General features: G+C 39.8%; 21 protein-coding genes. 13 read left to right on the top strand and 8 right to left on the bottom strand.

Annotated features, from left to right (window positions below; translation table 11 throughout):
- Positions 1-37: 37 nt before the first annotated feature.
- The 3 genes from MHI11_RS18670 to MHI11_RS18660 are packed head-to-tail and all read left to right on the top strand — an operon-like array spanning position 38 to position 2,770.
- Positions 38-904, top strand: coding sequence for a F0F1 ATP synthase subunit gamma (locus MHI11_RS18670; protein WP_044140144.1), 867 nt, complete (start codon positions 38-40; stop codon positions 902-904).
- 24 nt (positions 905-928) lie between these two features.
- Positions 929-2,350: a F0F1 ATP synthase subunit beta gene (atpD, locus tag MHI11_RS18665; RefSeq protein ID WP_034660283.1), complete on the top strand. Its 1,422-nt coding sequence runs from the start codon at positions 929-931 to the stop codon at positions 2,348-2,350.
- A 24-nt stretch (positions 2,351-2,374) separates the two neighbouring features.
- A complete protein-coding gene (locus MHI11_RS18660) occupies positions 2,375-2,770 on the top strand; it encodes a F0F1 ATP synthase subunit epsilon (RefSeq protein WP_044140142.1) in 396 nt (131 codons plus the stop codon).
- A 41-nt stretch (positions 2,771-2,811) separates the two neighbouring features.
- Here the strand turns inward: MHI11_RS18660 and MHI11_RS18655 are convergent, their stop codons facing one another.
- Positions 2,812-3,285 carry a hypothetical protein gene (locus MHI11_RS18655; RefSeq protein WP_065098079.1) on the bottom strand — a complete coding sequence of 158 codons (474 nt, stop codon included), beginning with the start codon at positions 3,283-3,285 and terminating at the stop codon, positions 2,812-2,814.
- Positions 3,286-3,455: 170 nt separating this feature from the next.
- On the opposite strand from MHI11_RS18655, the gene MHI11_RS18650 reads away from it, so the two are divergent.
- The 6 genes from MHI11_RS18650 (at position 3,456) to MHI11_RS18625 (ending at position 8,957) form a co-directional block, all read left to right on the top strand.
- Positions 3,456-3,686, top strand: a complete 231-nt coding sequence (locus MHI11_RS18650; protein WP_044140141.1) for a DUF1146 family protein — start codon at positions 3,456-3,458, stop codon at positions 3,684-3,686.
- A 128-nt stretch (positions 3,687-3,814) separates the two neighbouring features.
- The gene (locus MHI11_RS18645; RefSeq protein WP_044140140.1) at positions 3,815-4,549 is read left to right on the top strand and encodes a YwmB family TATA-box binding protein; all 735 of its coding nucleotides are present in this window, start codon (positions 3,815-3,817) and stop codon (positions 4,547-4,549) included.
- A 32-nt stretch (positions 4,550-4,581) separates the two neighbouring features.
- Entirely contained in the window at positions 4,582-5,889 is a 1,308-nt protein-coding gene (murA, locus tag MHI11_RS18640; RefSeq protein WP_034660278.1) for a UDP-N-acetylglucosamine 1-carboxyvinyltransferase, read from the top strand.
- 257 nt (positions 5,890-6,146) lie between these two features.
- Positions 6,147-7,172 carry a stage II sporulation protein D gene (gene spoIID / locus MHI11_RS18635; protein WP_340962004.1) on the top strand — a complete coding sequence of 342 codons (1,026 nt, stop codon included), beginning with the start codon at positions 6,147-6,149 and terminating at the stop codon, positions 7,170-7,172.
- A gap of 326 nt (positions 7,173-7,498) precedes the next feature.
- Complete coding sequence (locus MHI11_RS18630; protein ID WP_340962349.1) at positions 7,499-8,197, top strand: VWA domain-containing protein; 699 nt, start codon at positions 7,499-7,501, stop codon at positions 8,195-8,197.
- A gap of 82 nt (positions 8,198-8,279) precedes the next feature.
- Complete coding sequence (locus MHI11_RS18625) at positions 8,280-8,957, top strand: VWA domain-containing protein (RefSeq protein WP_340962002.1); 678 nt, start codon at positions 8,280-8,282, stop codon at positions 8,955-8,957.
- 52 nt (positions 8,958-9,009) lie between these two features.
- On the opposite strand, the gene MHI11_RS18620 is transcribed toward MHI11_RS18625, so the two are convergent.
- Positions 9,010-11,358 (bottom strand): FdhF/YdeP family oxidoreductase, encoded by a 2,349-nt coding sequence (locus MHI11_RS18620; RefSeq protein ID WP_340962000.1) that lies wholly within the window; start codon positions 11,356-11,358, stop codon positions 9,010-9,012.
- Positions 11,359-11,440: 82 nt separating this feature from the next.
- The gene (locus tag MHI11_RS18615; protein ID WP_044140135.1) at positions 11,441-12,706 is read right to left on the bottom strand and encodes an L-lactate MFS transporter; all 1,266 of its coding nucleotides are present in this window, start codon (positions 12,704-12,706) and stop codon (positions 11,441-11,443) included.
- A gap of 134 nt (positions 12,707-12,840) precedes the next feature.
- Between MHI11_RS18615 and fdhD the strand changes: the two genes are divergently transcribed.
- Together fdhD and moaA are read left to right on the top strand one after the other, a co-directional pair.
- Positions 12,841-13,629, top strand: coding sequence for a formate dehydrogenase accessory sulfurtransferase FdhD (gene fdhD, locus MHI11_RS18610; protein WP_106066096.1), 789 nt, complete (start codon positions 12,841-12,843; stop codon positions 13,627-13,629).
- A 10-nt stretch (positions 13,630-13,639) separates the two neighbouring features.
- Positions 13,640-14,647, top strand: coding sequence for a GTP 3',8-cyclase MoaA (gene moaA, locus MHI11_RS18605; protein WP_065097872.1), 1,008 nt, complete (start codon positions 13,640-13,642; stop codon positions 14,645-14,647).
- Positions 14,648-14,900: 253 nt separating this feature from the next.
- On the opposite strand, the gene rpsN is transcribed toward moaA, so the two are convergent.
- The 4 genes from rpsN to MHI11_RS18585 form a co-directional block, all read right to left on the bottom strand.
- Positions 14,901-15,170: a 30S ribosomal protein S14 gene (rpsN, locus tag MHI11_RS18600; protein WP_003215208.1), complete on the bottom strand. Its 270-nt coding sequence runs from the start codon at positions 15,168-15,170 to the stop codon at positions 14,901-14,903.
- Between the two features lie 16 nt (positions 15,171-15,186).
- On the bottom strand, positions 15,187-16,383 hold the full coding sequence (locus MHI11_RS18595; RefSeq protein ID WP_050944430.1) for a GTP-binding protein: 1,197 nt from the start codon (positions 16,381-16,383) through the stop codon (positions 15,187-15,189).
- A gap of 80 nt (positions 16,384-16,463) precedes the next feature.
- Positions 16,464-16,613 carry a 50S ribosomal protein L33 gene (rpmG, locus tag MHI11_RS18590; RefSeq protein WP_003214771.1) on the bottom strand — a complete coding sequence of 50 codons (150 nt, stop codon included), beginning with the start codon at positions 16,611-16,613 and terminating at the stop codon, positions 16,464-16,466.
- 142 nt (positions 16,614-16,755) lie between these two features.
- Entirely contained in the window at positions 16,756-17,178 is a 423-nt protein-coding gene (locus MHI11_RS18585) for a DUF5362 family protein (RefSeq protein WP_340961999.1), read from the bottom strand.
- A gap of 299 nt (positions 17,179-17,477) precedes the next feature.
- Here MHI11_RS18585 and MHI11_RS18580 point away from each other — a divergent pair, with 299 nt between their 5' ends.
- Both MHI11_RS18580 and MHI11_RS18575 read left to right on the top strand, forming a co-directional pair.
- On the top strand, positions 17,478-17,672 hold the full coding sequence (locus MHI11_RS18580; protein WP_003215165.1) for a hypothetical protein: 195 nt from the start codon (positions 17,478-17,480) through the stop codon (positions 17,670-17,672).
- A gap of 33 nt (positions 17,673-17,705) precedes the next feature.
- On the top strand, positions 17,706-18,107 hold the full coding sequence (locus MHI11_RS18575; protein WP_185107725.1) for a hypothetical protein: 402 nt from the start codon (positions 17,706-17,708) through the stop codon (positions 18,105-18,107).
- 48 nt (positions 18,108-18,155) lie between these two features.
- Here MHI11_RS18575 and MHI11_RS18570 read toward each other — a convergent pair whose 3' ends face one another.
- Positions 18,156-18,665 carry a hypothetical protein gene (locus MHI11_RS18570; protein WP_340961998.1) on the bottom strand — a complete coding sequence of 170 codons (510 nt, stop codon included), beginning with the start codon at positions 18,663-18,665 and terminating at the stop codon, positions 18,156-18,158.
- Positions 18,666-18,677: the final 12 nt, after the last annotated feature.

Raw genomic sequence — 18,677 nt, 5'->3', positions numbered from 1 at the left:
AATGAACACGGATTCCTGAAAAAAGGTGGTGAAATCTTTGGCCTCATTACGCGATATAAAGTCAAGGATCACGTCAACGAAAAAATCGAGTCAGATCACAAAAGCGATGCAAATGGTATCAGCTGCGAAACTGAATCGTGCTGAAAACAATGCGAAGTCTTTTGTTCCTTACATGGAGAAAATCCAGGAAGTCGTTGCTGCAATCGCAACTGGAACAAGTGCTAAGCACCCAATGCTTCTTTCAAGACCTGTCAAGAAAGCAGGGTATCTCGTCATTACATCTGATCGAGGACTTGCAGGACCTTTTAACAGCTCGATTTTGCGTGCCGCTTACCAAACCATTCAATCTCGTCATCAATCCGCTGATGAATATACGGTGATTGTGATTGGTAAAATCGGACGCGACTTCTTCAAAAAGCGCGGTATTCCAGTTATTTCTGAAGTCACAGGGCTTGGAGACGAAGTAGCGTTTGCTGATATTAAAGAATTAGCAAGCAGTACAGTTCAAATGTTCTCTGATGAAGCGTTTGACGAACTTTACATGTTCTACAACCACTTTGTCAGTGCCATTTCACAAGAAGTAACAGAGAAGAAATTATTGCCGCTAACGGACATTTCGGCCGCAGCGACACCCAATAAACGTTCCGCATCTTATGAGTTTGAGCCTTCTGAAGAAGAAATTCTTGAAGTTCTCCTTCCTCAATATGCAGAGAGTTTGATTTTCGGTGCGCTTCTTGACAGTAAAGCAAGTGAACATGCTGCAAGGATGACAGCAATGAAGAGTGCAACAGACAACGCAAAGGAATTGATCGACAGCCTGACACTCTCTTACAACCGTGCTCGTCAAGCAGCGATTACACAAGAGATTACAGAAATTGTCGGCGGAGCAGCTGCCTTAGAATAGAAATAATTGTCAGGAGGGAATGCAATGAAAACAGGACGCATCAGTCAGATCATGGGACCAGTCGTAGACGTTCATTTTGAAGACGGTCACTTGCCTGAGATTTATAATGCGATCAGAGTTTCGCATAAAGCGGAAAGTGAAAGTGAAGTTACTATCGACTTAACTTTAGAAGTAGCACTACATTTAGGTGATAATACAGTCAGAACCATCGCAATGGCATCAACAGATGGTGTGAAGCGCGGTATGGAAGCTGTAGACCTTGGAAAACCAATTTCAGTACCAGTTGGTAACGTAACACTTGGACGTGTATTCAACGTACTGGGAGATAATATTGACTTAGATGAGCCACTTGGTGTGGAAGCTCAAAGAGATCCAATCCACAGACAAGCGCCTTCTTTTGATCAACTTTCTACAGAAGTTGAAATTCTTGAAACGGGTATTAAAGTTGTTGACCTTCTTGCTCCTTACATCAAGGGCGGAAAGATCGGTCTATTCGGTGGAGCCGGTGTAGGTAAAACCGTTCTGATTCAAGAATTGATCAACAACATCGCACAAGAACATGGCGGTATTTCTGTATTCGCTGGTGTTGGAGAGCGTACACGTGAAGGAAACGACCTTTACTACGAAATGAAAGATTCTGGCGTTATCGAAAAAACAGCCATGGTCTTCGGTCAAATGAACGAGCCACCAGGTGCACGTATGCGTGTTGCCCTAACTGGTTTGACAATGGCAGAGCATTTCCGTGATGAACTAGGTCAAGACGTATTGTTCTTCATCGATAACATCTATCGTTTTACACAAGCAGGTTCTGAAGTATCAGCCCTTCTTGGACGTATGCCTTCAGCGGTAGGTTATCAGCCGACACTTGCAACAGAAATGGGTCAGCTGCAAGAGCGTATCACGTCTACAAACGTAGGATCGGTTACATCGATTCAAGCGATCTATGTACCTGCGGATGACTATACGGATCCAGCTCCAGCAACAACGTTCGCTCACCTTGATGCAACGACAAACCTTGAGCGTAAGCTGACTGAAATGGGTATTTACCCAGCGGTTGATCCTCTTGCTTCAACATCTCGTGCACTTGCACCTGAGATCGTTGGCGAAGAGCACTATGCCATCGCACGTGAAGTGCAGCAAACATTGCAGCGTTATAAAGAACTACAAGATATCATTGCCATTTTAGGTATGGATGAATTATCAGAGGACGATAAGCTTGTGGTACACAGAGCGCGTCGTGTTCAATTCTTCCTATCTCAAAACTTCCACGTAGCAGAGCAGTTCACTGGCCAAAAAGGTTCTTACGTGCCATTGAAGGAAACTGTTAAAGGCTTCAAGGAAATCTTATCTGGTAAATACGATCACCTTCCAGAAGATGCATTCCGCTTAGTTGGACGCATTGAAGAAGTGGTTGAAAAAGCCAAAGAGATGGGTGTAGAGGCCTAATCTGGTCCTTAGGAGGGTAAAAGCATGAAGACCGTTCAAGTCAATATCGTTACTCCCGACGGCCCAGTGTATCAAGCGGATGTGGAAATGGTCAGTGTCAGAGCAGAAAGCGGTGAGCTTGGTATTTTAGCTGGCCACGTTCCAATGGTTGCTCCGCTAAAAATCGGTGCAGTTCGCTTAAAACATAGTGGATCAACTGAATTGGTTGCAGTAAGTGGCGGATTTGTTGAAGTTCGCCCTGAACAAGTAACCATTCTTGCTCAGGCCGCTGAAACATCAGATAAAGTTGATGTCGATCGTGCTAAATCAGCGAAACAGCGTGCTGAAGAGCATTTGAACCACCCGAATGAAAGTGATATACGCCGGGCGGAACTCGCATTAAAACGGGCGTTAAACCGTTTAAATGTAGCAGGGAAATAAAACAGAAAATCCTTCTTATCACAATGATAAGAAGGATTTTTTTAAAGTGACATGAGGGATTGGTACATTGACACATATGGATGAGAATCCTGTTTTTCAAGATATAAGTGCTCGCAAAACTGCGTACTATGCCACGTTTTATTGTGCCGTCGCAAACCCAGCGTATATTGATGTGGAGAGTCCATATAAGGCCGTACCACCCAGTCAGCATCTGAATGATGACGAAGAACAACCTCTCCCATATACACACTCATCATCGCTTCTAATGCATCTATTGGCATTTTCCACTCGGCAAACAGCTGCTTGGTAAATGCATCAAAGTAAAGTGATTCTAACTGATTCAGGCTTTCCTCAGAGTAATCCAAAGAAATGTTATGAAAATGACACAATTGCGCTAATTCTTCTAGCTGTGTCTGTCTATAATCAAAGTAGAAAGCAATGGCCTCCCATTCATGATCAAATGAGGGAACCAGTTCTCCGTACAAATCAACAAAGTCAGGAAAAGAATCTTTCAATATGTTCAGCTCCTTTCACACGCAGTATATCATCTCCTTGGCACCAGGATAAGAGGGGATTTACTCTAAATGTAGCTCTTTTTTCCAAATGATTCATCTTTCCGATTTTCGAGGATATAATGAAAGGGAGTTTTCCTTTACAGAAATAAATAAAAGGAGGATTCAACTGTATGGAAGACGTAGGACAACAAGCAATTGTTAGTATTGTGATCCACCTGTTTTTTATTGCGGTTACATGGTGGGCATTGCTTGCCGTAAATATTGACCCACTGATTAAAAAAGGGAAAATCATTCAGGCAAGATTGCTGATGATGCTCATTACCATTGCTATTGCATCTGCAGTCAGCAATTTCTTCCTTGATTACTTAAATTTCTCCAGACAAATACCTTATATGTTCTAACGTAAAAGGTTTGGTCACTGCCTTATGCGGGAACTTAAAAAGAAGTGTCAAAAGTATGGCCTTTGATGACTTTTCCACGTATGCATAGACCTCCTTGCGGCAACACTTGTAGCAAGGGGGAATGACAAGTGAGAAAGTATGTAAAAGGTTGGCCATTATTTGCGTTTATTCTTTTTTTTGTTCTGATGATTCAAGGTGTTCGTGCGGAAGAATCTTCTCCGCTCGTCCAAATAGCAGAAGGTCTAAAAAACCAGCAAATTGAAGTAGATGGATGGACTCTTCACGCCAAAACAAATGTAGACATTTCATCCGAACAATTTTCAAAAAAAGTGAAACGTTTCAAAGACGAACTACGACAGTATGAGTGGACCGAAAAAGAAGAAGAACATGTCACCAAAGTCACAGGAATTTACAAAGATGAAAAAAATGATACATTATCGAAAATTTTACTCGTGAAGACCGACACAAAATCCAATCAAAAGTCGTATTTATTATATGAGCAAAAAGGTGCTCGCCCACTGAATACCTGGGAGCATACATATGATCAGTTCGTACGTCATGCAAAAAGCATATTACAAGAGAAATTTGTAATTTTTACTTGTCTCGATGGTCATGTAAATGGTATGATGGATGTTGTTTTGCAAAAAAAGGCTGAAATGTTAGCAAATGAATTTCAAGCAAAACCAGTTGAGTATCTCGTTGAGTCTAATTTTGTGTCGCTTTCCGCTTACACAGATAAGTGGGAACAGTTCATTATGACTTCAAATGATAAAATGAATGTTCAAATTGCCATCAGAAGTTCGGAAATGAACGAAAATCATACGATTACGGTTGGCACACCAATCGTAACGACTGAATATTAATATAGAGAATTTGGGACGCGGAGGGGAAGACCTTGGAAAAAATCATCGTCCGCGGCGGTCAAAAGTTAAACGGCACAGTTAAAGTAGAAGGAGCAAAAAATGCCGTTTTACCAGTTATCGCTGCATCTTTGTTAGCAAGTACAGAAAAAAGCGTAATTTGTGATGTACCTACGCTCTCCGATGTATATACAATCAATGAAGTGTTACGTCATTTAGGAGCAGAAGTACATTTTGAAAATAACGAAGTATCAGTGGATGCATCTCATGCACTAGAAACTGAGGCTCCGTTTGAGTATGTCCGTAAAATGCGAGCGTCTGTGCTCGTCATGGGACCACTTTTAGCAAGAACAGGTCATGCAAGAGTTGCATTACCTGGAGGGTGTGCGATTGGTTCAAGACCAATTGACCAGCATTTAAAAGGCTTTGAAGCAATGGGAGCTAAAATTCAAGTAGGAAATGGTTTCATCGAGGCTGAAGTTAAAGGCCGTTTAAAAGGTGCGAAAATCTATTTGGATTTCCCAAGTGTTGGCGCAACTGAAAACATCATTATGGCAGCAGCATTAGCTGAAGGAACAACGATTTTAGAAAACGTAGCAAAAGAACCTGAAATTGTTGATTTGGCAAACTACATCAATGCCATGGGTGGTAAGGTTCGCGGAGCTGGTACTGGTACAATCAAAATCGAAGGTGTGGAAACACTTCACGGTGCAAAACACAACATCATCCCTGACAGAATTGAAGCAGGTACTTTCATGGTGGCAGCAGCCATTACAGAAGGAAATGTTCTTGTGAAAGGCGCAGTGCCGGAGCACATGACATCACTTGTAGCAAAAATGGAAGAAATGGGTATTCAGATCATTGAAGAAGAAGAAGGTTTAAGAGTCATTGGACCATCTGAGCTCAAGCCAATCGATCTAAAAACAATGCCACATCCTGGTTTCCCAACGGATATGCAATCTCAGATGATGGCGCTATTGCTTCGTGCGAACGGAACAAGCATGATCACAGAAACGGTATTTGAAAACCGCTTTATGCATGCAGAAGAATTCCGCCGTATGAATGGTGATATTAAAATTGAGGGTCGCTCTGTCATTATCAACGGGCCGGTTCAACTTCAAGGTGCTGAAGTGTCAGCGACTGATTTAAGAGCAGGAGCAGCACTTGTACTTGCTGGATTAGTAGCAGAAGGTCATACACGTGTCACTGAGTTGAAGCATATCGATCGTGGTTATGTGAACTTCCACCAGAAGCTTGCAGCAATCGGTGCAGATATTGAAAGAGTAAATGATGAAACAGCAGATGTGACACAAGAACAAGTTGTATCAGATCTGAACGCGTAATCATAAAGAAATCAGTGTGTCCATTGGGGCATGCTGATTTTTTTTTTAGAATCATAGAATGATTTATTTTCAAAGCTTATCATTAGTGTATCCAACCATCTTAAATTTTATTCATAAAGACGAACAGTAAAATCAGTTGATAAACAGCCTCTTATCTTCATCAAAAGACTTGTCCACCGAATGAAAGAAGCTGTCATATTAGCTTGTCCCCGCCCATAGGATAAAAGAGATTCAATGACAAATGGGGGCAGCCAAATATGAAACCAATGATATGGACAATCGCAGGAATATGCATCATTATTTTAATGATTCCAACTTTACTTGTGTTGCCGACGTTTCAAGGGAAACCGGAGGCAAGCCAGCATGTATCAGCGGAGCCATCAGTTAAAAAAGAAGTGAAGGGTACAGTCAAATTGAAGCAATCACCCGTCGCTATCCCCGTCTATCGTTCAGCTCATCAGCAGGTAGAAAACATCCCCTTAGAAGAGTATGTGATCGGTGTCGTAGCATCTGAAATGCCAGCTGATTTTGAGATGGAAGCACTTAAGGCACAGGCACTCGCCGCAAGAACGTATATCGTCAGACAAATGATCATCGATAAGACCGTCAAATCACCAAAGGGCTCTCTTGTAGATGATACCCAAATGTTCCAAGTTTATAAAAACAAGCAGGAACTCAAGAAAATTTGGGGAAAAGCGTACAATTGGAAGTTAAAAAAAGTCACAGAAGCTGTTGCTAGCACACAAGGAAAAGTGTTGACCTACAACGAAAAACCAATTGATGCCTCATTCTTTTCAACAAGTAACGGGAAAACGGAAAATGCCGAAGCTTATTGGAAAAATGAAATCCCATATTTGAAAAGTGTCCCAAGTAAATGGGACGAAAAATCGCCAAAATTTCAAAACAAGAAAACCATCTCAGTGAATGAATTTCAGCAAAAATTAGGTGTGACGCTCACTCAGCAGGCTCAGGTAGGACAGATTGTAGAACGGACACCTGGAAATCAAGTGGCGAAAGCCGTAATAAACGGTAAAACACTGACAGGCAGAGACATTCGAGAGTCATTAGGGCTTCACTCAGCGGACTTTACATGGGAACGACAGGGCCAGCAAATTATCATCACGACAAAGGGGTATGGCCATGGTGTTGGAATGAGTCAGTACGGTGCGCATTATATGGCACAGTCAGGCAAAAAAGTAGATGCTATCGTGAAACATTATTATAAAGGGATTCAAATTGAATCAGCTGATCGTTTTCTTAACACATATATGGCTAAAAAATAAAGCAAAGGTGCCTCAAAATGGGGGCATCTTTTTTTGTGTGTTCCAAGAGGTTTGAACAGAATGTGTCAATTTGCGACTTAAGACGCACCTCAGGAAATCTTAAACATTTACGTCCCGACAAGAACCGATGGCCGATACAAAGCCCCTCGAAAGAAGGAGAAATCAAAAGAAAAAATGATGTGTTGGGTGAATATATCTAGACAACTGACAGATTTTTAGTGATTTTGATGAAAGAGAAAAAGGGACCGAGTCCTATACCATTCCAAGACAGAATATTTTACGATTAAGATGTTTCAATTTAATACATAGGGAGGAAGGAAAAAATGATGTTGAAAAAAGTATTTACACTCGTAACCTTAGCTGTATTGACATTATCTATGTCAATCTCTTCACCAGTATTTGCAAAAGCATCTACAGTCAAAAAACATAACAAAGATGTAAGAGTCACCATCTTACTTGATGCAAGTGGAAGCATGGCAAGAAAAGTAGAGGGAGAACGCAAATTTGACATCGCAAAACAAGAGGTATTTAAATTTGCTCAGTCACTTCCAAAAGACGCTAAAATTCGTATGAGCTTGTTTGGCTCTGAAGGAAACAACAAAAATTCAGGTAAAGCTCAATCATGTGAAGTCATTAGAGGCGTTTATGGCGTACAGCCTTACGAAAAAGAAAGCTTTGAAAACTCTTTAAACGGACTTGGACCAAATGGCTGGACACCGATTGCTCGTGCTCTTGAACATGCAAAACAAGCGGATGAACAGCTTAATAATGGAACAAAACATATTGTGTACCTCATCACTGATGGCGAAGAAACTTGTGGCGGGGATCCAGTAAAAGTAGCAAAAGAATTGCATAACTCAAAAGGCTCGACTGTTGTTAATGTCATTGGATTAGACTTTAACGATGGCTATGAAGGTCAATTAAAGCAAGTAGCCAAAGCTGGTAAAGGCCATTACTACCAAGCAAGCACTGGTAAAGAAATGGGTTCTATCCTGTCAGCAGAATCATTAAAACTACACGAATAACTTGCTCAACAAAAGGGAAACGATTGATGTATGCTTTCGTTTCTCTTTTTCTGTACAAATGTAAAAAGGGAGGTTTTTATGAATGAAACGCAATATTGTATTAACCATTTTGGCTAGTCTTGTCCTGCTTCTTTCTTCACCAGCTCATGCTGTGACAAAAAAACAGGAGCCGGCTCATGTGGTGATATTACTCGATTTAAGCGGCAGCATGGCGCAATCAATTGAAGGCGAAAAGAAAATCGATATCGCCAAACGTTCTATTCAAAGCTTCGCAAGTATTTTATTAGATGATACACAAGTCCTTCTTCGTGTATTTGGTCATGAAGGAACCAATAAAAATGCTGGAAAAGCAATTTCTTGTGGAAGCTCTGAAGCCGTTTATGGATTTGGATCATATGAGTCATCAACATTTCAGCAAGCACTGAATGTGTATAAGCCAACTGGATGGACACCACTTGCAAAAGCATTAACAGATACGAAGCAAGATTTTGAAGATCACCAGGCTGAAGGGAAAAACATTGTCTATGTCGTCAGTGATGGTAAAGAAACTTGTGGAGGAAGCCCTTCACAAGCAGCAAAGGAATTATATGAAGGCGGAATTGACACCATTGTTAATATCATCGGCTTTGACGTGAATGAAAAAGAAGCCAAAAGTCTAAAGTCTGTTGCAAAAGCAGGCGGTGGACAATATCAACCGGCTGCAAATGCCGAAGAATTGAATCACATTCTACAAAATGCAGCGAGCACTTTTGGTCAGTAGGATATGAATGGGAGCTGGGGATTGTTTTCCCCAGCTGTTTTTTAGTTTAAGATCAATTCAAAGTGGTTTCTAATTCATCAATTCGTTTCTCCACGTAGTGCTGGTCTTTTCTTGCATGAAAGGTTTCAGCTTTTTCTAATATAGCCGCCGTATTATATTCGGGAATCTGTGAGTAGCTCTCATACACACCCTTTGGAATTAAAACGTTCCCTTCAGGCCAGTAAACAGCGATATTGCCACGTTTCAACTCCCCGAATTGAGCGACTCCTTGGTAGGATCCATATTGATTAAACAAAACAACTGGATCACCTTCTTTGACATAAAGCTCTTTAGCATCTTCGTCATTCATCAAGATAGAATGACGCTTCCCACCATTAAAGGCATCCTTTTCACTATAGATCATCGAGTTGAATTGCTTTCCTCTTCTTGTCGTGATATTAAAATGTCCCTCGGTTTTTCGGTATTGAGGCAGCTGGGCAGGAAGAAGATGTCCTTTGCCGTCCGGTGTTGGACACTCTCCGTCTTCACATAGCCAGGCACCTCCCCATTGAAAAACGTCTCCTTTATGACGTAAATGCTGTATGCCATCATAGTTTCGATTTGCGATCGCAATCTCACGGCGAATGTCTTCAGCCGTTTCGAAATGCATCAGTTCAGCATCTTGTGGGCGTACTCTTTTTGCAAGATCCATATAAATATCCCATTCTGCTCTGGCTTCCTCAATCCGAGGTCCTTCAATTTCTGGACTGAAATATACCATGCGTTCCGTACTAGTTGATGTACCGCCGCCTGGCTGTTCATATCTTGTCATAGCAGGCAGAACAATGACCGTCTCTTCTGCCTCTACTAGCGTAGAGGTATTCAAAATGATATCTTGATGGACACGGAGTTCAAGCTCAGATAATGCTTTTTCGATCGCATCTGGATTTGGCATCGTTTCTAAAAAGTTCCCGCCGCTCGTAAACAGCATTTTGAGTTTTTGCGGATGTTCTTTTGGGAGAGCCATTTTCTCAAAGGATTGCCCAATGGTGTCACCATGCCATTTCGGAATGTCAAACCCCCAAATCTTTTCGATTCTTTCAATATTCTCTTCATCAAAATCACTGCCCGGCAAAACAAATGGGTCAGCACCCATTTCACCAGAACCTTGAACACCGCTATGCCCGCGAATTGGCATGACACCACAATGTTTCCTGCCAATAAATCCACGTAACATAGCAAGGTTAGCGACCTGTGATATATTATCCGTTGCAAAGCGGTGCTGGGTAAGACCCATGCTCCAAATAAAAACGCCTGAATTGGCATTGGCAAGAAGGATGGCAAATTCCTTCATTCTTTCTTTTGATAAGCCTGATGATGCCTCAAGGTCTTCCCATTTCAACTGTGCGACATGCTGCTGTAAATCCTGTATGCCGGTAGTATGAGCTTGAATAAATTCATGATCAAGAGCGGAATGGGGCGCGTGTTGCTCCATGTCAAACCAATGTTTGATGACACCGTTCATAAACGCAATATCGCCGCCTATATTGACTTGATAGAAATCATCTGCGATTTTTGTGCCGAATAAAGCACTTTCTGGAATAGAGGGAACCCAGTACTTTTCCATGGCAGGTTCTTTGTACGGATTGATGACAATAATTTTGGTTCCTTTCTTTTTCGCCGCATACATATATTTAGTGGAAACGGGCTGATTGTTTGCTGCGACAGATCCCCAAAAAATTAAGACATCTGTTCCGATCCAATCGTTGTAATTACAGCTGGAGGCTCCTATGCCAAGAGATCGCTTAAGAGCGGTTTTGCTCGGTGAATGACAAATGCGAGATGCATTATCAATATGATTTGTCCCGATAAAGCGAGCTGCCTTCGCAGCGGTATAATAGACTTCATTTGTAATTCCTCTAGCTGTTAAATAGAAAGCGAGCTGCCGTTTATCAATTGATTTGATTTTAGCTGCGATTTGATCTAATGCATCATCCCAGGAAATACGCATAAAGGCATTGTCACCTTTTTTTCGAATCAGTGGATAAGGGATACGGCCAAGTTTGCGGAGAGTAGTGCTGTCCATTTGTTTGAGCTGTTGAATGTCTTCAAACCATTTTGGATCAATAGCTGGCATTGTATTAAGACGAAGTACATTTAGTCTTGTGGTGCATATATGAGGTCCTGCGAGCGTTTGGTCATATAACCCTGAAACACCAAGGGCACAGCCGTCACACACGCCTTGCGTTAAAATACGATATGCATAGGGGAGATTATCCTTGTTCTCCCAAGCCACTTTCATCGTATCTCGAATGTGTTTCGGCTTTACTTTTCCAAGTCCCATAGGCGCAAAAGAGGCCCATAGCTTTGGTGAGGGTTTTTTATTAAGCTTAATAGGCCCCTTATGTTTTGTTTTCCCCATGATATCATCACCCTCCTATTACTTTATAAAGCGTTTTCATATCTAAAAATTACCTTTAGATTGTGATTCTGTCAAATTCAAATTAAGGTCGGGATGAGACAGAAGCAGCAGCAGTAAGGTTTGTTTCTCTAAGCTGCTGAATATCCTTCCGTATGAGAAGAGATATGATAAAAGCGATGAAAAATAAGCCAGAGAACACCATCAGACTCTGCGTGTAGTTACCTGTTATATCCCGGATAAAGGATGAAAATAAAGGTCCTGCTAAACCAGCAGCTGCCCAGGCTGTCAAAATATAACCGTGTATGGCACCAAGTTGTTTCGTGCCAAATAAATCCCCAATATAGGCTGGAATTGAGGCAAACCCTCCTCCATAGCACGTATAAATGATTGCCATCACGATTGAAAAGACGAGTGGTTCTTTTAAGTAGGGAAGTAAAGGAAAAGCAATGAGCTGGATACTAAAGAAGATTGTATACGTATTCGGCCTTCCGATATAATCTGAGAAGGAAGCCCAGCCAATCCGTCCTAAACCATTAAAAGCACCTAAAATGCCAACAAGGGTAGCTGCAGCACCTGCAGTGAATCCAACACTTTCTTGAGCAAGAGGCGATGCTACTGAAATAATGGCAATTCCGCATGTGATATTAATAAAGAGCATGAGCCATAAATAATAAAAACGTCGTGTTTTGATCGCTTCATTTGCTGTAAGCTGTGATAAATCCTGAGGGATTTTTCTTTGATTTGTTTTTAACACATCAAATTGTTTGATGTCATCAGGTGTTGGTGGTGATAAATAAAGAGATGAAATCACCATGATCATAAAATAGGAAATTCCAAGAATGTAAAAGGTATTTGCGATATCTACTTTTTCAATGAGATATTGGATAATTGGGCTGCAAATAAGAGACGCAAATCCAAAACCCATAATAGCTAAGCCGGTTGCAAGTCCTCTTCGGTCCGGAAACCATTTCACTAAAGTTGATACAGGTGCAATGTAGCCTACCCCTAATCCTATCCCAGCGAGTACACCATAAAATAAATAGAGGAGAGGGAGTGAGGACATGTGGACAGCGAATCCTGACCCTGTCATCCCGATACCGAAGAAAATGGCTGAGAAGAGCCCTGATGCCCTTGGACCATATCTTTCAACGAAATGCCCCATGAAAGCAGCAGATAATCCTAAAAATAAAATAGCAATACTGAAGGTCAGGCTTATTTCTGTGAGTGACCACTGAAAGGCCTGATGTAAAGGATTCGTAAACACACTCCAAGCATAAACAGACCCAATAGATAAATGAATTCCCACAGCACTTGTTGCGATGAGCCAGCGATTTTTCGATTTGTTCATTTTGTTCCCCCCATATAAAGCAATCAAAAAGTTTGATAAGATAGAAATATGTTACATTTTTATGACTTTTTAAAATAATATCACAATTTGATTGGTTCATATAACTAAATTTGTGCTGAAAGGAAGGTCATACAATGAATCCTTCTGTTAAAAAGAAACGAGTCATACACCAATACCGTGAAGGTCAATTTACTTGCAAAACAGATGAAGTTGTAGAAGAATTTCCTTTAACTGTGATCGTGAATGGAGAGGAATTTGTAACACTTGTTTGTTCACCAGATCATTTGAAAGAATTGGTGATCGGTTTTTTAGCTTCAGAAGGAGTCATTCGATTTGAAAATGAGATTAAAAGGTTTACAATAGATGAAAGTATGGGCTTTGCCTATGTTGATTTAGTTCACTCAAGCCGATTTCAGTCATCAGATTTTACAAAGCGGGTGATTGGTTCTTGCTGTGGGAAAGGGAGACACTTTTATTTTCTCCAAGATGTAAAAACAGCAAAAACAGCCATTGATCGAATCAACATTTCTGCTGATACTTGTATACGTCTAATGAAATGTTTACAAGAAGAAAGTCAATTGTTTCAACATACTGGTGGTGTGCATAATGCTGGACTGTGTGATACAGAAAAGCTATTCATCACTAGAACTGATATAGGAAGACATAATGCATTAGATAAAATCTATGGATACTGTTTACTTCATCAAATTCCACTTAGAGATAAAATTCTTGTGTTTAGCGGCCGGATATCGTCAGAAGTTCTATTGAAGGCAGCAAAACTAGGAGTGTCGATCGTCATCTCAAAATCAGCACCTACTGAGCTGGCGCTTAATATGGCAGAAGAATTAAATATCACGACAGTTGGATTTGTCAGAGGAGAATCTTTTAATATCTACACTCACCATCAGCGTATAACAGAATAGGAGGCAAAGTATGGACAGTATATTGGATAGGAGACATCGACCATTGCGCGATTTAAGAATATCAGTAACAGATCGCTGTAACTTTAGATGTACGTACTGTATGCCTGCTGAAATTTTTGGACCAGATTATCCTTTTTTGAATAAAGAAGAACTGCTTAGTTTCGAAGAAATTGAACAGCTTGCTACCCTTTTTGCAAAGGACCTAGGTGTGGTAAAAATACGCATCACGGGTGGTGAACCTTTAATGCGAAAAGATTTGCCTATCTTAATAGAAAAGCTCTCAAAAATTCCAGGAATCGAAGATATTGCGATGACAACTAATGGAACGCTTTTACCTGTATATGCTGATAAGTTAAAGAAAGCAGGTCTTCAAAGAGTCACCATTAGTTTGGATTCATTAAATCCTGACCGTTTTAAGCAAATGAACGGAAGGAATATTTCTATCCAAAAAGTGTTTGATGGGATTGAAGCTGCAAAAAAAGCTGGACTTGCTATTAAGATCAATATGGTTGTTCAAAAAGGTGTGAATGATCAGGATGTTTTACCAATGGCAGCTTACTTTAAAAAAGAAGGACATGTTCTCAGATTTATCGAGTTTATGGATGTCGGAAATACGAACAAATGGAATCTAGAGCATGTCATGACAAAGAAAGAGATCATTGGTCTAATTGATTCAACATTTCCCATCAAACCAGAACCTCCTCAATATCCAGGTGAAGTAGCCAACCGATTCTTTTACCAAGATGGTTCAGGAGAGATAGGCATTATTTCTTCTGTTTCAGATGCTTTTTGTGGAACATGTAATAGAGCGAGACTTTCTGCTCGCGGTGAATTGTTTACATGTCTTTTTGCATCATCGGGTTTTGATCTGAAGCGGGTGATTCGCTCAACAAAAGATAATGAAGATATAAAGAACATATTGAAGGAACTATGGTCGAATAGAGATGATCAATATTCAGCTGAGAGAGAGCAGAAGAAAGATCAGAAAAAAGTTGAAATGTCATACATCGGTGGGTAGTGACAACAAAGTATCATGATCATGATTTTTTGAAAAGTAGAGAAAATGTCATAATCATTGTTGAAAATCCTTTTATAGAAATAGGTCTATTCATCTTAGAATCCTGTCATGATCAAAAACCAGCAGAAACTCTGCTGGTTTTTAAAATGTTATTTTGTGGCTCAAAAAGGTTGAGATATGCTTAGAAAATAGATTTTTCAACATTTTTTACTGCTTTACTTTTATGGGAGTTGTGATAAGATCAACTCAATCTTTACCAGCTCGATTTTTTCACTCCTGGAATTTGGCCCTTATAGGCAAGCTCACGAAAAGCAATTCTAGACATTTTAAATTTTCGTAAGTAACCTCTAGGACGACCGGTTAACTCACAGCGGTTTTTTAAGCGAGTAGGGGAAGAGTCTCTAGGTAATTTCCGTAAAGCTTCATATTCACCTTTTTCTTTCAACTCTTTTCTTAATTCTGCATATTTCAATACAAGCTGCTGCCGCTTTTTTTCTTTAGCAATTTTAGATTTTTTTGCCACTTAAAACCCTCCTGGCTTAATGTTGGATTTTCCATTGAAAGGGGTCTTCAAACGTAGTCCATTCTTGATCAAATTCCTCAGGTGTGAGCAAGCATTGATCAAGTGTGCGAATGATATCTGCTTTAGGTAAATCTACGCCAATAAACACAAGTTTTGTATGCCTGTCACCAAATTCTGCGTCCCACTCATCAAGAAGCTCTGGTTCTTGCTTTAATATCTGTGCTTTTTCTTGCTCAGGCAAGGCAGCAATCCAGTAGGCAATTGGTTCAATCGCAACAGATTTTCCAGCCTGTGAAATTAAAATGGTTAAATCATGATGTGTGGCAAGCCATGTAAATCCTTTAGCGCGAACTATTTGCTCTGGCATCTGATCTAACCAATTATTTAACCTGCCAGTATGGAAGGGAAGTCTTCTTTCATAAACAAAGGAGGAGATTTGGTATTCTTCTGTTTCTGGCGTATGCTGAGAATGCCCAGCGTTGATTTCTTTAATCCAGCCAGCAGAAGCACTGGACTTTTCAAAATCAAATAAACCAGTATTTAAAATGTCACTTGGCTTTACTTGCCCTTTTGAGGTTCTGATGATAGATGCTTCTGGTTGAAGTGTGGTCAGCACGTGCTCAAGTCGGTCTAATTCTGAGTTTGATACTAGATCACACTTATTGATAATCAACACATCGCAAAATTCAATTTGATCAATAAGTAAATCGGAAATTTCTCGTTCGTCATCATCGGAAACGGCTTGTTTACGGTCTAATAGACTTTCTCCTGACTGGAAGTCGGTCCAGAAACGGTTCGCATCTACAACAGTAACCATCGTGTCTAGCCGGCAAAAGCGCGTCAAATCTATCCCCATTTCTTCATCAATATAAGAGAAAGTTTGCGCGACTGGAATAGGTTCACTAATACCTGTTGACTCAATGACAATATAATCAATATGGCCAGTCTTACATAGGCGCTCTACTTCGATTAACAAATCTTCTCTTAATGTGCAGCAAATACAACCATTGGATAATTCAACTAGCTTCTCATCTGATCGAGAGAGCTCACCGCCTTGTTTGATAAGTTCTGCATCAATATTGATTTCGCTCATGTCATTAACAATAACAGCTACTTTTAACCCTTTACGATTTTGTAGTACATGATTTAATATCGTTGTTTTTCCTGCTCCTAAAAAACCGCTTAATACTGTAACGGGTATTCGTTTATTCATTTCCTTCTGTCCCTTTGCCAATGCTCATGTTCATTTCCGCCTCTCTTAAAAAGTAATGATTACGATTTGAAACCTAAAAATTATTTTGTTTCTCTATGAAGGGTATATTTCTTTAACCGAGGAGAATATTTTTTTAACTCCAGTCGGTCTGGATTCGTTCTTTTATTCTTTGTTGTGATATAGTTTCTGTCACCAGTTTCAGTACAGGCTAAGGTAATTTTTACACGCATCAGTAATAGGACCCTCCTTTAATTCGTAATTGTTACGATTTGTATTTTAAAATGATCAAGATAGAATGTCAAGCTTAGAAGGGTAAAACAATGTCAAATATCAAACAAAAGGGGTATCAAATGTTCATTGATACCCCCTCCATTAATAAAAGTCACCAAGCTCTTCTTCGTATTCACCTTCGTAGTGCTGAATGTCACTAGGAATTTCTTGAAGAAATGCTAGACCGCCTAATATCAGCATCAGGATAATGGCGATGAATGAGAGAATGGCTGTGACAATACTTGATATGGCAAATAGCGTCTGCATTTTCATCATCTTAGCATATTGTTCTAATAACTCTTCATAAGAAGTATCAGGAGCTTGAATTAATTGTTCAGCTGCGTTTACAGATTTTTGTACATGGATTCCCATCATAATGAGGAAGACGCCAAGGGCAGCAGGAAGAACAAGCCAAAAACCAATAAGAATAGCTAAGCCACCTGAAATATAGAGAAATATACTACCAACTTTTCCCCACTTTGTGATCGAATGTAGAGATTGAATGATTTTCTCAGTTTGTTGCAATGGTGTTCACTCCTTTATGTATTCATTCTTTATCATACTTGAGCAGGTAGTACTTTAGGAAGAGTGAATGTAGAACAATTTTTAAAAATTTCTATCTTCACTTTACTATTTATGGATAAATAAATTATCTTTGAATAAGAAAAAAGTAACATTTACTATGAATTTTAACGTCAATTTATGTCATAAATAAGATTAGTAGTTAAAAATAATTAGTAAAATTATCAAAATATGTTGTTAGTTGTCTTGTAATTGGTTATTATTGTGTTGTATTACCATAAAAATTGGAAGGTGGAATTCATATGTTAGATCGTTTCTTAAACAAAATGACCAATGTTCAACCTGCAGCTTCAAGATGTATTTTGCAAAAATTAGTCACTTCATGCAAATCAGCGCCAACTTGTTTCCTTCAAGGTGTTGGAACTTTCCGTTACTACGTGGATCGTGATACAGGTGAGATTTGTACTAGCCAAGAACGCATTAGATGTGGCTGCTAAATTCAAGGATTTTATTTAATAGGATGTGAACGCATGAGCATATCTTCAATTTCATTCTTAACAAATGCTATGCAGACGTCAAACAGTCGTCAAGCGAGTCAAACATCCAATTCTTTTTTAAACCAAGCAGCGAAAATTGTTCAAGGCGACCATTCTCCAGAAGAGAGAAAGGCATTATTTCAACAACTGACTCTAGTTCAGCAAGGAAAAGATTTAGAGCTTCATGTGTCTAAATTAAAGGAACTAGAGAAAGAGGTTCAAAAAGAATCGTCTTCTTCGTCCGTTACTGTGAATCAGCATGGTGACCAAGTAGATATTTCAAATGAGGCTCGCAGTGAGTTTGAACAAGCTGAGGAACAAGCCACAGCTTCAAGTGAAGCGAGTGAAATCGCCGCAAGGGAAAAGGATCAGGATATACAGGCAGATTCAAACTAATAAAAAAATGAGGCGTGTGTTTTTTATCTTCACATGCCTCATTTATGTTTATTTTGCAGAAAACCTTGAATAAAGACCATCCGGAAAAGGGGCTGCATATGAGATTGTTTCATCTTCTTCTACCATGATGTAATATGGAAACTCTTCAATATGAAAGGCGCCTATCATTTGTTCGTCCACTGAGATAATTCGCATGTTGGTTTGGTTATCACGATATAATTCTTGATCCTCTTTTTTCCCATTCTTTAGAAAAATACTAAAAGAAATGTCTAATTGACGCTGCTTTTTCGTTTCTAGGAATTGTTCCAGTGATGGGCTGCAATGCGGACATGCTGTGTCAGTGAATATAAGCAGCTGCTGCTTGTGATTGGTTTGCAGTAGATCATTTATTTGAATAGGTGATGGTTTTTCGAGTAGCGGATGAACAAATTTTTGTCCAACATGCTGGATCGGTAAGATGATTAATTCCATCTGATGTTTTAAATAGATCATGATTCCGATCGTCAATAAAAGGCTGCAAAGAATAAGAGTTAGCTGTAAAAGTAAGATTGAAGTCATCGTATATCGTCC

This window comes from Bacillus sp. FSL K6-3312, from assembly GCF_038007485.1.
GTDB lineage: Bacteria > Bacillota > Bacilli > Bacillales > Bacillaceae > Bacillus > Bacillus pumilus.
Note: the sequence above shows the minus strand (reverse complement) of the source record. Positions and strands in the feature narration are given on the sequence as shown.

What these genes read in the sequence shown, in the direction of transcription:
- spoIID (WP_340962004.1), top strand. Translation starts at nt 6,147, where the DNA reads ATGAAACCAATGATATGGACAATCGCAGGAATATGCATCATTATTTTA.
- MHI11_RS18620 (WP_340962000.1), bottom strand. Translation starts at nt 11,358, where the DNA reads ATGGGGAAAACAAAACATAAGGGGCCTATTAAGCTTAATAAAAAACCC.
- MHI11_RS18595 (WP_050944430.1), bottom strand. Translation starts at nt 16,383, where the DNA reads ATGAATAAACGAATACCCGTTACAGTATTAAGCGGTTTTTTAGGAGCA.
- MHI11_RS18580 (WP_003215165.1), top strand. Translation starts at nt 17,478, where the DNA reads ATGTTAGATCGTTTCTTAAACAAAATGACCAATGTTCAACCTGCAGCT.
- MHI11_RS18660 (WP_044140142.1), top strand. Translation starts at nt 2,375, where the DNA reads ATGAAGACCGTTCAAGTCAATATCGTTACTCCCGACGGCCCAGTGTAT.
- rpmG (WP_003214771.1), bottom strand. Translation starts at nt 16,613, where the DNA reads ATGCGTGTAAAAATTACCTTAGCCTGTACTGAAACTGGTGACAGAAAC.
- MHI11_RS18575 (WP_185107725.1), top strand. Translation starts at nt 17,706, where the DNA reads ATGAGCATATCTTCAATTTCATTCTTAACAAATGCTATGCAGACGTCA.
- MHI11_RS18625 (WP_340962002.1), top strand. Translation starts at nt 8,280, where the DNA reads ATGAAACGCAATATTGTATTAACCATTTTGGCTAGTCTTGTCCTGCTT.
- atpD (WP_034660283.1), top strand. Translation starts at nt 929, where the DNA reads ATGAAAACAGGACGCATCAGTCAGATCATGGGACCAGTCGTAGACGTT.
- MHI11_RS18650 (WP_044140141.1), top strand. Translation starts at nt 3,456, where the DNA reads ATGGAAGACGTAGGACAACAAGCAATTGTTAGTATTGTGATCCACCTG.
- MHI11_RS18570 (WP_340961998.1), bottom strand. Translation starts at nt 18,665, where the DNA reads ATGACTTCAATCTTACTTTTACAGCTAACTCTTATTCTTTGCAGCCTT.
- fdhD (WP_106066096.1), top strand. Translation starts at nt 12,841, where the DNA reads ATGAATCCTTCTGTTAAAAAGAAACGAGTCATACACCAATACCGTGAA.
- moaA (WP_065097872.1), top strand. Translation starts at nt 13,640, where the DNA reads ATGGACAGTATATTGGATAGGAGACATCGACCATTGCGCGATTTAAGA.
- MHI11_RS18630 (WP_340962349.1), top strand. Translation starts at nt 7,499, where the DNA reads ATGTTGAAAAAAGTATTTACACTCGTAACCTTAGCTGTATTGACATTA.
- MHI11_RS18615 (WP_044140135.1), bottom strand. Translation starts at nt 12,706, where the DNA reads ATGAACAAATCGAAAAATCGCTGGCTCATCGCAACAAGTGCTGTGGGA.